Annotated in this window: 11 protein-coding genes; 7 read left to right on the top strand and 4 right to left on the bottom strand. The window is 68.9% G+C overall.

Annotated elements, in window-relative coordinates:
* Window positions 1-174 precede the first annotated feature (174 nt).
* A complete protein-coding gene (locus tag TSH64_RS30505; RefSeq protein ID WP_109450836.1) occupies window positions 175-1,278 on the bottom strand; it encodes an ABC transporter substrate-binding protein in 1,104 nt (367 codons plus the stop codon).
* Between the two features lie 182 nt (window positions 1,279-1,460).
* On the opposite strand from TSH64_RS30505, the gene TSH64_RS30500 reads away from it, so the two are divergent.
* The 3 genes from TSH64_RS30500 to TSH64_RS36045 all read left to right on the top strand — a co-directional run bounded on the left by TSH64_RS30500 (window position 1,461) and on the right by TSH64_RS36045 (window position 4,236).
* Window positions 1,461-2,126, top strand: coding sequence for a response regulator transcription factor (locus TSH64_RS30500; RefSeq protein ID WP_109450835.1), 666 nt, complete (start codon window positions 1,461-1,463; stop codon window positions 2,124-2,126).
* Window positions 2,126-3,622 (top strand): sensor histidine kinase, encoded by a 1,497-nt coding sequence (locus TSH64_RS30495; protein ID WP_109450834.1) that lies wholly within the window; start codon window positions 2,126-2,128, stop codon window positions 3,620-3,622. Before TSH64_RS30500 ends, TSH64_RS30495 begins: the two co-directional genes overlap by 1 nt.
* A gap of 467 nt (window positions 3,623-4,089) precedes the next feature.
* Window positions 4,090-4,236, top strand: coding sequence for a hypothetical protein (locus TSH64_RS36045; RefSeq protein WP_167421730.1), 147 nt, complete (start codon window positions 4,090-4,092; stop codon window positions 4,234-4,236).
* Window positions 4,237-4,332: 96 nt separating this feature from the next.
* Here TSH64_RS36045 and TSH64_RS30485 read toward each other — a convergent pair whose 3' ends face one another.
* Genes TSH64_RS30485 through TSH64_RS30475 form a run of 3 tightly spaced genes read right to left on the bottom strand, consistent with a single transcriptional unit; the run spans window position 4,333 to window position 8,092 of the window.
* On the bottom strand, window positions 4,333-6,603 hold the full coding sequence (locus tag TSH64_RS30485; protein WP_109450833.1) for a xanthine dehydrogenase family protein molybdopterin-binding subunit: 2,271 nt from the start codon (window positions 6,601-6,603) through the stop codon (window positions 4,333-4,335).
* Entirely contained in the window at window positions 6,600-7,610 is a 1,011-nt protein-coding gene (locus TSH64_RS30480) for a xanthine dehydrogenase family protein subunit M (protein WP_109450832.1), read from the bottom strand. The genes TSH64_RS30485 and TSH64_RS30480 overlap by 4 nt, the downstream gene beginning before the upstream one ends.
* Window positions 7,607-8,092 carry a (2Fe-2S)-binding protein gene (locus TSH64_RS30475; protein WP_199237838.1) on the bottom strand — a complete coding sequence of 162 codons (486 nt, stop codon included), beginning with the start codon at window positions 8,090-8,092 and terminating at the stop codon, window positions 7,607-7,609. Before TSH64_RS30475 ends, TSH64_RS30480 begins: the two co-directional genes overlap by 4 nt.
* Before the next feature lie 261 nt (window positions 8,093-8,353).
* Between TSH64_RS30475 and TSH64_RS30470 the strand changes: the two genes are divergently transcribed.
* The 4 genes from TSH64_RS30470 (at window position 8,354) to TSH64_RS30455 (ending at window position 11,789) form a co-directional block, all read left to right on the top strand.
* Window positions 8,354-8,848 (top strand): GFA family protein, encoded by a 495-nt coding sequence (locus tag TSH64_RS30470; RefSeq protein ID WP_109450830.1) that lies wholly within the window; start codon window positions 8,354-8,356, stop codon window positions 8,846-8,848.
* Window positions 8,849-8,858: 10 nt separating this feature from the next.
* Window positions 8,859-9,581 (top strand): extensin family protein, encoded by a 723-nt coding sequence (locus tag TSH64_RS30465; protein WP_109450829.1) that lies wholly within the window; start codon window positions 8,859-8,861, stop codon window positions 9,579-9,581.
* A 127-nt stretch (window positions 9,582-9,708) separates the two neighbouring features.
* Entirely contained in the window at window positions 9,709-10,200 is a 492-nt protein-coding gene (locus tag TSH64_RS30460; protein WP_109450828.1) for a BLUF domain-containing protein, read from the top strand.
* A gap of 122 nt (window positions 10,201-10,322) precedes the next feature.
* Entirely contained in the window at window positions 10,323-11,789 is a 1,467-nt protein-coding gene (locus TSH64_RS30455; RefSeq protein WP_109450826.1) for a mechanosensitive ion channel family protein, read from the top strand.
* Window positions 11,790-11,817 lie beyond the last annotated feature (28 nt).

Here is an 11,817-nt window from a genome sequence, read left to right as displayed (position 1 = left end):
CCCCCCCCCCCCCCCGGGGGGGGGGGGGGGGGGGGGGGGGGGGGAGGCGTGGGGTGGATTTTGGGGGACGCGGGGCGTTTTCCGGCGAACTGAGCCACGCCACGCATCCCCCTCACCCTAACCCTCTCCCCGGGGGGGAGAGGGGACTAAGCGCAGGGAGAGAGAGGTGCTAAATCACTTCCCCTGGAGGGCCTTCTGCCAGTCCTTCAGGAACTTCAGGCGCTTGACCTGGTCGAGGTAGGTCAGCAGTTCCGGGCCGACATGGATCGGGCGCAGCGTGCTTTCCGGGATGCCGGCGGTCGGGTTGGCGCTCGCCAGATCGGTGCGGATCGAGCCCATGTAGCGGGCCTGCATCGCCTGCTGGCCCTGCTTCGACAGCAGATAGTCGAGGAACAGCTTGGCGGCGTTCGGGTGCTTGGCACCCTTCGGGATGAAGGCGATGCGCGACATCACGATGGTGTAGTCGGACGGCAGCACGATGCCGAGCGACTCCGGGTCCTTGTGCTGGCGCTCGTAGACGTAGGAGCCGATCATGTTGTAGCCGATGGTGTGCTCGCCCGAGGTCAGGCGCTCGATCATCGCGCCCGAGGAGGTGTAGAGCTTCACCCCGGTCTGGCCCATCGCCTTCACCAGATCCCAGGTGCTCTTGTTCGCCTGCACGTCCTGGGTGATGTAGAGGAAGCCGACGCCGCTGCGCTCCGGATCGTAGGAGGTGACCTTGCCCTTGTAGGCATCCGGCTTCTCGGCAAGCAGCTTGGCGAGGTCGGCGTGGGTCTTCGGCACGTCGGCGGCGGGCACCACGCGCTTGTTGTAGGCGAAGACGATGGGCTCGGCGGTGGTGCCGAAGGCCTCGTTCTTATAGTTGGCCCAGTCGGGGATGCTCTTCGATTCGGGCGAGGTGTAGGACTGGGCGTAGCCGTCGTTGACCAGCTTCATCTGCAGGTCCATCGCCGACGACCACATCAGGTCGGTGGTGCCGGTGTTGGCCGCCGCCTCGCTGATGAAGCGGTTGTACATCTCGGTCGAGTTCTGGTCGGCGTATTCCAGCTTGACCTTGGGATAGAGCGCCTCGAACCCTTTCAGGAGTTCCGACACGGCGGCCGCGTCGGTGGCGGAATAGATGCTGAGCGCGCCTTCCTGGTTCGCCGCCTCGATGATCTTGGCATAGGCGGGGTCGTAGCCGGCGGGAACCGACTGCGCCTGGGCGGTGCCGGCGGTGAAGGCGGGCACGGCGACGGTCAGGGCTGTCGCGACCAGAAGGGCCAGTTTGGTGCGCATCTCTTCCTCTCCTGCGGTTGGTTTCCACGGCGCCGTTGCGGGCCGGGTTGGTTGGGCTTACAAGCGGATTTGCCGTGACTATAGGCAATCAACCTGTCGCCAATCTGTCGCGGATGAAAATTGTTGGTGGAACTGAACAGGTGCGGTCGGATGATAGCCCATTCGGATGATAGGCGGCACCCTTGCGCATCCTGATCGTGGAGGACGATGCCGCGCTGGCGCGCGGGGTGACCGGCGGGCTGAAGCTGGCCGGCTATGCCGTCGACCATGTCGCGTCGGGAGAGGACGCGGTGCGGCTGGAGCGGGCGGAGCCCTATGGGCTGGTGGTGCTGGACCTGGGCCTGCCCGACCTGTCGGGGTTCGAGGTGCTGACCCGCATCCGCCGCCGCGGCTCCACCGTGCCGGTGATGATCCTGACCGCGCGGGAGGCGGTGGCCGACCGGGTGAAGGGGCTGGACCTGGGCGCCGACGATTACCTGCTGAAGCCCTTCGACCCGGCGGAGTTCGAGGCGCGGGTGCGCGCCCTGGTGCGCCGCGGCCAAGGCACGCCGGTGCCGGAGCTGGTTTGCGGCGCCCTGCGCTACGACCGCTCCACCGCGACGGTGACGCTGAACGGCCGGGCTCTGGATTTGCGCAAGCGCGAGCTGGCGGTGCTGGAGGGGCTGATCACCAGGGCCGGCAAGGTGGTGCCGAAGGACCGGCTGGCCGGCGAGGTGTTCGGCTTCGACGAGCCGGTGGCGCCGAACGCCATCGAGCTGTATGTCGCCCGGCTGCGCAAGAAGCTGGAGCCGGACGGGCCGCAGATCCGCACCATCCGCGGGCTGGGCTATCTGATGGAAAATCCCTGATGGCGGCCATTCGGGTGGGCCGGCCGGAGCGGGTGCCATCCCTGCGCCGCCGGCTGCTGACCCGGCTGCTGGTGCCGCTGGGTGCTCTGGCGGTGGGGCTGGGCGTCGGCGGGTCGGCGCTGATCCATGGCTTCGTGCAATCGACCCATGACCGGCTGCTCGCCGGTTCGACGCTGGCCATCGCCGAGCGGCTGGCGGTGGGGGACGATGACGGCGAGGTGACGGTCGACCTGCCGGCGGTCGCCTTCGGCATGCTGGAGAGCCAGGCCCGCGACAACATCTATTACAACGTCGCCCATGAGGGCGGGGTGATCACCGGCTATCTCGACCTGCCGCTGCCGGACATCCAGGCGATGCCGACCAACGTCACGGTGTTCCGCGATGCCTCCTATCACGGCCATCCGGTGCGGGTGGCGGCACAGGTCCGGCGGCTCTACGGCGTGCCGCAGCCGGTGCTGGTCCAGGTGGCGGAGACGACAGCGGGACGGCGCACGCTGGAGGTCGACCTGCTGCTGTGGCTGACCCTGCTGGAGGTGGCGCTGGTCGGCGGCAGCGGGATGCTGGTGTGGGGGGCGGTCGGGCGCGGGCTGGCGCCGCTGAAGCGGCTGCGCCGGGTGATCGATGCCCGCTCGGCGCGCGGGGGAATGGCATTGGTGCCGCTGCCGCTGGCGGTGGTGCCGGCGGAGGTGCTGCCGCTGGTGGTCGCCATCAACGGGCTGCTGGCCCGGCTGGACCAGTCCATCGGCACGATGCGGCGCTTCACAGCCGACGCCTCGCACCAGCTGCGCACGCCGCTGGCGGTGCTGCGCACCCATCTGGCCCTGCTGCGCCGCTACGGCACCGACAGCGCCGAGGGGCGCGCGGCGCTGGACGACGTCGACGGAGCGGTGAAGCGGCTGGAGCGGCTGCTGGTCCAGCTGCTGGCGCTGGCCCGCGCCGACGAGGATGCACCGGCGGTTCCCGCCGCCCCCGAGGTCGCCGACCTGATGCAGGTGGCGATGGAGGTTGCCGCCGAGCAGGTGCCGGCGGCGCTGGCCCAGGATGTCGAGGTGCGCTTTGAAGGGCCGGAGGACGGGACCGCCCTGCGGGTCGCCGGGAACGCCGTGCTGGTGGGGGAGCTTCTGGGCAACCTGCTGGACAACGCCATCCGCTACAACCGGCCGGGCGGCACGGTGACGGTGCGGGTCGGAGAGGGGCCGGTGATGGAGGTCGAGGACGACGGCCCCGGCATCCCGGAGGCGGAGCGCGGGCGGGTGTTCGAACGCTTCTACCGCCTGGACCGTCCGGGCGAGCCGCCGCGCACCGGCAGCGGGCTGGGGCTTGCCATCGTCCGCGCCCTCGCCGACCGGCTGGAGGCGTCGGTCCGGCTGGATGCCGGGGCCGAGGGCAAGGGACTGAAGGTGACAGTGACCCTGCGGGGGGCATCAGGCGAGTCCTGTATTTTGCCAGAAATCTCCCTTTCCCCCCCGCTCTCGCGCAAACGAGGTTTGCGCTGACGCGACAGGCGGACCTCCGGTCCGCCGAAAGCGGGGAGAGGGTCGGAGTGAGGGGGATGCATGATGTGGATCGGCAAGAAGCGAGGTGCCGCTCAGCCGCATAAGGCACGCCACGCGCCCCCCTCACCCTAACCCTAACCCTCTCCCCGGGGGGGAGAGGGGATGAGGCCCCACCCCACGCGCTGCCATGACAATTTTGTTAACCAGAGCTGCGCGGATATGTCGCCGGCTTCCATTGCCAGTTCGCAGCTGCGGGACTATCTGACCGCTCCGCAAGGCCTGTGCCGGCAAGGTGTTGGAAGCAAATACAGTCCGAACAGCGGACGAATATTTTTTCCTCGTCCCGGCTTGGCCCACGGAAGAAAGAAACGGCTCCCGGCGTCTATTGCCCAGGAGACCGCACAATAAGGGTCTGGCTGCCCATCGAACCGGGCGGCCGAAAGAGGTTAGGGAAAGGGTCTGTCGCTATGCTTTGCAACATCGTCACCGTCGCCTCGTTGGGCGTTCTTTTGCTGTCGGGTATCGGCTTCAGCGTCACCAAGGCGCCGAAGCAGGACCGCCAGCACGAAACCGACATGCCTCGCCGCATGGCGGACGAGAACATCATGGGGTGATGTCGGAGTTTTTTAGCGGTTGCCGGGTCTGCCGGCAGCCGCGAAGGTGACAGGTTGTCCCCTCTCCCGGTGTGGGAGAGGGGACTTCTTTGATGATCAAGCCTCCAAAATCTTATCCAGCGTGATGGGCAGGTCGCAGAGGCGCTTGCCGGTCGCGTGATGGATCGCGTTGGCGATGGCGGCGGGGACGCCGACGATGCCGATCTCGCCGACACCCTTGGCACCCAGCGGGTTGACGATGTCGTCATGCTCCTCGACGAAGATGACGTCGATGTCGTGGACGTCCGCGTTCACCGGGATGTGGTACTCGCCGAAATCGTGGTTCATGAAGCGGCCCAGCCGCTGGTCGATCATCGATTCCTCCTCCAGCGCCATGCCGATGCCCCACACCACCGCACCCAGGATCTGGCTGCGCGCCGTCTTGGGATTGATGATGCGGCCGGCGGCCACCGCGCTGACCACGCGGGTCACCTGCACGGTGCCGAGATCCTCGTCCACCCGCACCTCGGCGAAAATCGCGGAGTGGGTGCCGAGCGCATGCTTCATCTGAGACTTGTAATAGGGGACCGAGCGCGCCTCGTCCTCCAGCACCAGCAGATCGTTGGCGCGCATCACCTCGGTGATCGACAGGCGCCAGGACGGGTCTGACTTGGCGATCAGGAAGCCGTCGGCGAAGGTCAGGTCGTCGGCCTTCAGCCCCTTCAGGGGACCGTCGTTCAGCCCGGCCGCCAGACCGGCCAGCTTGTCGCGCAGCCGGTCGCAGACCGCCTTCACCGCCGAGCCGACCGACGACACCGTCCAGGACCCGCCCTGCAACGGCGCCATCGGCAGGTTGGTGTCGCCGAGCTGGAAGGACACCTTCTCAATCGGCAGCCCCAGGATGTCGGCGGCGATTTGCGTCATCGCCGTGTAGGTACCGGGGCCGATGTCGGCGGTGGCGCTGCCCACCGTCAGCGTGCCGTCGATGCCGAGCTTGGCCGACGCCACCGCCTGCCCTTGCATGGCGTCCCACACGCCGGTCGCCATGCCCCAGCCGACCAGTTGCCGGCCCTCGCGCATCGAGCGGGGGGCATGGCTGCGCTTGTGCCAGCCGAAGCGTTCGGCACCCTGCTGGAAGCAGGCGCGCAGTTCCTTGCTGGAGAAGGGCTTGCCGGTGTTGGGATCGACCTCGGTGTAGTTCTTCAGCCGCAGTTCCAGCGGGTCCATGCCGAGCTTGGCCGCCAGCTCGTCCATGGCGATCTCCAGCGCCGGGACGCCGATGGCGGCACCGGGAGCGCGCTGGTCGAGCGGGGTGTGGGTGTCCATCCGCGCCAGCTTGTAGTCCAGCCGGACATTGTCGCATTTGTATTGCTGGCCCGACCAGTTGACGACGACCTCGACATAGTTCTCGGTCTGCGAGGTCTCCTGCACCGCCTCGTGGATGACGGCGGTGAGGGTGCCGTCCCTCTTCGCCCCCAGCGCCACGCGCTGGAGCGTTTCCGGGCGGTGGCCGAAGCTGAACATCTGCGGGCGCGTCAGCTCGACCCGGACCGAGCGCTTCAGCGCGGTCGCCGCCAGCACCGCCATGAACAGCTGGTGCTGCGGCCGCAGGCCCGAGCCGAAGGCGCCGCCGACGAAGGGGGAGATCACCCGCACCGAATCCTTCGACAGGTCGAAGACGTTGCAGACATAGGTCTGGGTGTTGATCGGCCCCTGCGTCTTGTCATGGACAGTCAGGCTGCCGTCGGTGTGATAGATGACGGTGGAGGCGTGCATCTCCATCGGGTTGTGATGCTCGACCGCCTGGGAGAAGTTCAGGTCGACGCTGACCTCCGCCTCGGCCAGCGCCCGGTCGGCGTCGCCGCGCGGCTTGGGCGGGGGCTGGAAGCCGCCCTTGTCCTTGCCGGGGGTGAAGGCGTCGGCCTTGGCCGCACGCAGGTCGGTCTGGTGCTCGTCCGCCTCGTAGGTCACATGGATCAGGCGGGCGGCGTAGCGCGCCAGCTCGAAGCTCTCCGCCACCACCAGGGCGATGGGCTGGAGCGCATGGTGGATCGTCGCGTCGTAGAGCGGGCGGAAGGGCGAGCCCTTCGGCGCGTCGTCGTCCTTCCACTTGCGGTCGAACCAGGGCAGGCTCGGCCGGTTCTCGTGGGTGAAGACCTGGAGAACGCCGGGAAGCGCCAGCGCCTTCGCGGTGTCGATGGCGAGGATGCGGCCGCGGGCGATGGCGCTGGAGACTATATAGCCGTGGGCGAGGCCGGGCGTGTTGAACTCCGCCGCGTATTTGGCGCCGCCGGTCACCTTCAGCCGGCCGTCGACGCGGCTGACGGGCTTGCCGATCTGCGAACCGGGACGGTCGAGCGGAGCGGGGATGGTCGGTTTGGCGATCATGAGTGCTCCACTCCGGCGGCTTCGGCCAGCGCCCGGACGATGGCGCGCTCGGCAAGTCCGATCTTGAAGGCGTTGTGGGATTGGCCCTTGGCATCGCGCAGCAGGACGCGTGCTGCTTCGCGGAAAGTCTCCAGCGAGGCGGGCTTGCCGGTCAGTTCGGCTTCCGCCGCCGGGTCGCGCCAGGGCTTGTGGGCGACGCCGCCGAGCGCCAGCCTTGCAGTGCGGATCGTCTGGCCATCCATCTTCAGGGCGGCGGCGACCGACACCAGGGCGAAGGCGTAGGAGGCGCGGTCGCGGACCTTCAGGTAGGTCGAGTGGTCGGCGAAGCCTTGCACCGGCAGGTCGATGGCGGTGATCAGCTCGTCGGCGGCGAGGCTGCTGTCGATGTGCGGGGTGTCGCCGGGCAGGCGGTGGAAGTCGGCGAAGGGGATGGTGCGCTCGCCCTTGGGGCCGCTGACGCGGACCACGGCATCGAGCGCCGCCAGCGCCACGCACATGTCTGACGGGTGGACGGCGATGCAGCTGTCGCTGGCGCCCAGGATGGCGTGGATGCGGTTGACCCCGGTCAGCGCACCGCAGCCGGTCCCCGGCTCCCGTTTGTTGCAGGGGGTGCCGGTGTCGTAGAAGTAATAGCAGCGCGTGCGTTGCAGCAGGTTGCCGCCATTGGTCGCCATGTTGCGCAGCTGGGCCGAGGCGCCGGCCAGGATCGCCTTCGACAGCATCGGATAGCGCGCCTGCACCCGCGCGTCATAGGCGGTGTCGGCATTGCGGGCGAGCGCACCGAGCCGCAGGCCGCCGTCGTCGGTGTCCTCGATGCGATCGAGGCCGAGGCGGGAGATGTCGACCAGACGCTCCGGCCGCATCACGTCGGCCTTCATCAGGTCGAGCAGGTTGGTGCCGCCGGCGACGAACTTCACCGCCGCCTCGGTAGTCGTGCCGGGCTGGCCGGCGACGCCGCGCAAGGCCGCATCGACGCTGTCGGGACGGTCGTAGGAGAAGGCCCTCATGACGCGCCTCCGTCGTTGGCTGCCGGCTGCGCGTCCATCACCTGCCGGATGGCGGCGACGATGTTGGGATAGGCGCCGCAGCGGCAGAGGTTGCCGCTCATCAGTTCGCGGATGTCGTCGTCGGACTTGGCGTGCCCCTCCTCCAGCAGGCCGACCGCCGAGCAGATCTGGCCGGGGGTGCAATAGCCGCACTGGAAGGCGTCCTGCTCGACGAAGGCCTCCTGCAGCGGGTGGAGCGCGTCGCCGCTGGCAAGGCCCTCGATGGTCGTCACCGTCCGCCCCTCCGCCATCACCGCCAGGGTCAGGCAGGAATTGATGCGGCGGCCGTCCACCAGCACGGTGCAGGCGCCGCACTGGCCATGGTCGCAGCCCTTCTTGGTGCCGGTCAGGTCGAGATGCAGGCGCAAGGCGTCGAGCAGGCTGGTCCAGGGGGCGACGTGCAGGGTCTTGCGGCTGCCATTGATGGTCAGGCTGACCTCCATGGCGTCCGGCGGCGGCGCCGGCTGTTTTTGGGCGTGGCCCTGGAAGGCTGGACCTGTTGGCTGGGACATGACCGCTCCGACTGCTGGCAGGTGGTTCCGCAAAAGGGATCCCGGAGGTAACAGCAGCCCTTCCGCCGCGTTCCTCCGGGAAGTTCCGTCCAGAAGTTCCACCGAAAACTTCACCACCGCGGATGCTGTCAAACAGCGGCGGCCGCCCCATCTGGTGCGGAGGAACGCACTCGAATCGCGGAGTCCCCTGCCATGAAACTGTCCGGTTCCTGCCGCTGCGGCGCCGTTCGCTTTACGCTGAACTCGCCGACGCCGGTCCCCTACATGCGCTGCTATTGCACCATCTGCCGCAAGAGTGCCGGCGGCGGGGGATATGCCATCAATCTCGGCGGCGATGCCGACACGCTTGAGGTCGAGGGGCGCGAGGCGGTGGCGACGTGGCGGGCGCCGATCGAGGACCCCGACCGTCCCGGCCAGACCCACCTTGGCCCGTCGCACCGGCATTTCTGCAAGCACTGCGGCACGGCGCTGTGGGCGGAGGATCCGGCCTGGCCGGAGCTGGTCCATCCCTTCGCCTCGGCCATCGACACGCCGCTGCCGACCCCGCCGGAGCGGGTCCACATCATGCTGGACTTCAAGGCGCCGTGGGTGGAGGTGCCGAACGGCCCCAACGATGTGCAGTTCGCCCGCTATCCGGAGGAGTCGCTGGAGGACTGGCACCGGCGGCACGGGCTGCTCGACCGGTAGACACCGCGCGATGGCGCGGCTTCTGGGGTGGGTGGCGCTGCTGGTCCTGCTGGCGCTGGGCGGCGCGGCGGCGGGCGTGTGGGCCGGGCTGATCGCGGTGCCGCCGCGCTACGACCCCTGGGCGCGGCTCGATCTGCGGGCGGAGCCGGACTGGCTGACCGGCTTTAAGCTGGCGCGGCTGACCGGCGAGCCTGAGCAGTGCCGGGCGGCGCTGGGCGAAACCGGCCTGCGCTTCACCTCCCTGCCCGACCGCCCGTCGGAGGAGAATTGCGCGCTCAGCGGCGTGGTGCGGGTGTCGCGGTCGGATGTCTCGTTCAGCAGCGGATTCGTCGCCACCTGCGGGCTGGCCGCCGCCTGGACCCTGTTCGAGGCGAACGCCCTCCAGCCGGCGGCGCAGCGGCATTTCGGGCAGAGGGTGGCACGGGTCGAGCATCTCGGCACCTATGCCTGCCGCAACGTCTATGGCCGGGCGGAGGGGCGGCGCAGCGAGCATGCGACCGCCAACGCCATCGACCTCGCCGCCTTCGTGCTGGCCGACGGAACGCGGATCGGCGTGCTGGCCGATTGGCAGGCTAAGGAAGGCAGCGGGGCGGACGGGCGCAAGGCGGCCTTCCTGCGCGACCTGCGCGACGGCGCCTGCCGCTTCTTCGACGTGGTGCTGGGCCCCGACTACAACGAGGCGCACCGCAACCATTTCCACCTCGATATGGGCACCTTCCGCAGCTGCCGTTAGCGTCCATCCGGTTCGGACTATGTCCGCTGGGTGCGTCAACGATTCGACGAAAGAAAGGGTTATCTCGCGCCGGCTTTCGCTCCACCATCATTATAAGAATCGGCACAATAAAACTCGGAGGAGGCCGATGTTGACTTTGCTCTACCGAAGCGATGCGGTGCCCCTGCTGCCTTTTTCAGCACTGGCGGACATTTGCGTACGAAGCTCCGCAAACAATCGCCGTCTGGGCGTGACCGGTTTCCTTGTGGAGCATGAGGGAACCTTCCTGCAAGTCCTGGAAGGCGAGCCGGACACCGTCAGCGGATTGTACGACCGGATTGTGCATGATGAGCGGCACTGCAACATGGCGATGCTGGGCCGGTGGGAGCGGCCGGGACGGGCCTTCGGTTTCTGGGCGATGAATTTCGGCCCGCTGGACGACCCGGCCTTCTGGCAGGGCGAGTTCGCCGAACTGCGCGACGGGGAGGCCTTCCGGCGCGGGAGCGGCGATGCCGAGACCGCGCTGGCCGTGCTGTGCCGCGCCTATGTGTTCGCCGGCACGGTGGCGGGCACAGACCCGGTGATCCGCGGCTTCGTCATGGGCTATCCGCCGGCGACGAGGCAAGTGGTGAAGGTGTGAAAGATCAAGCCCCTGATCGGGCTGGATGGTTTGAATTGATCCCTTGACGGGACGGCGCCTGCTCGTGCCATCGTCGCCCTCGCCCGGCCCCCGAAGGCCAGCCGCCGAGGAGAACCCCGTCGATGAGCGCCCTGCGGCGTCTGTCCGCCCCTGCCCTGGTCCTGGCCCTTCTGACGGCTCTGGCCGCCGCGAAGCCATGGCTGCACCGCCATCTGGAGCCGCTGGTCGGCCCGGATCTCAGCAGCGGGTTCGACATCGCCGTCGCGTCCACTGCCTGGCTGGTCGCCGCCTGGGGCGGGGCGCGGCTGATCGACCTGCTGGCGGCCGGCAACGGCGGGATCGGCCCCGACGGCCTGCCGCGGCCGCCGCGCATCCCGCGGCTGCTGGCCGATTTGATGCGCTTCTTCGTCTATGGCGTCGCGGTGGTGGCGATCCTCGCCTTCGTGTTCGAGCAGCCGGTGACGGGCCTGCTGGCGACCTCCGGCGTCGCCATCGCCGTGCTGGGCTTCGCGCTGCGCAACATGATCGCCGACATCTTTGCCGGCATCGCGCTGAACATCGAACACCCCTACCGCATCGGCGACTGGCTGGAGCTGTCGCCCGGCGTGTCGGGGCGGGTGGACGAGATCAACTGGCGCGCCACCCGGCTGATCGCCGGTGACGGCACCGCCATCGTCGTGCCGAACGGCATCGTCGCCGGCAGCCGCTTCGTCAATTACAGCCGCCCCAGCCCGGCCTTCCGCACCACGGTCCCCATCCTGCTGGACCAGGAGGTGCCGGTGGAGCGCGCCAAGCGCATCCTGCTGTCGGCCATGCTGTGCGCCGACGGCGTGCTGACCACCCCAAGGCCCGACGTGGTGGTGGAGGCGGTGACGCCCAACGGCATCGCCTATCAGGCGCGCTACTGGCTGGACGATTACGGGCGGGTGGCGCTGGTGCGCGATTCCGTGCTGGCGGCGGTGGTGGGCAACCTCGCCCGTGCCGGGATCGAGCCGGCCCGGCCCAAGCAGGAGATCCGCCGGCGCCAGCCTGCCTTGCCCGACACCGACACCCTGCGCCGCGGCCTGCTGCGCCAGACCGAGCTGTTCGACGCCTTCGACGACGACGAGGTCGACGCGCTGGCCCTGGCGATGCGGCAGATCCATGTGCCGGCCGGGTCGCCCGCCGTCCGCCAGGGCGATGCCGGGGAGTCGCTGTTCGTCATCGCCGAGGGCGTGTTCGACGTGCAGGTCGCCGCCCCGGCCTCTGCGTTCTTCACCGACCCGATGGACGGGCAGCGGGCGGGGGTGCTGCATCTGACGCGGCTGCGGCCGGGCGACCTGTTCGGCGAGATGTCGCTGCTGACCGGGCAGCCGCGCAGCGCCTCGGTGGTCGCCTGCACCGACTCCGTGGTGTTCGAGCTGGCGCGGAGCCACCTGGACCCGGTGCTGCGCCGCCGGCCGGAACTGGCCGAACGTCTGGCCGAGCTGATGGCCGAGCGCCAGAGCCGCAACGCCGCCGAAACCAACCGCCAGCAGGGCGCCGCACCGCAGCCGGCGGTGGAATCGCAGGCGCTGCTGACCCGGTTGCGCGGCTTCTTCGGGCTGTAAACGGCTCTCCCAAAGGAACCTTGAGCCC

This window comes from Azospirillum sp. TSH64, from assembly GCF_003116035.1.
In the GTDB taxonomy this organism is placed as follows: domain Bacteria; phylum Pseudomonadota; class Alphaproteobacteria; order Azospirillales; family Azospirillaceae; genus Azospirillum.
The sequence above is the reverse complement of the archived record's forward strand: the minus strand, read 5'-3'. Positions and strand labels throughout refer to the sequence as shown.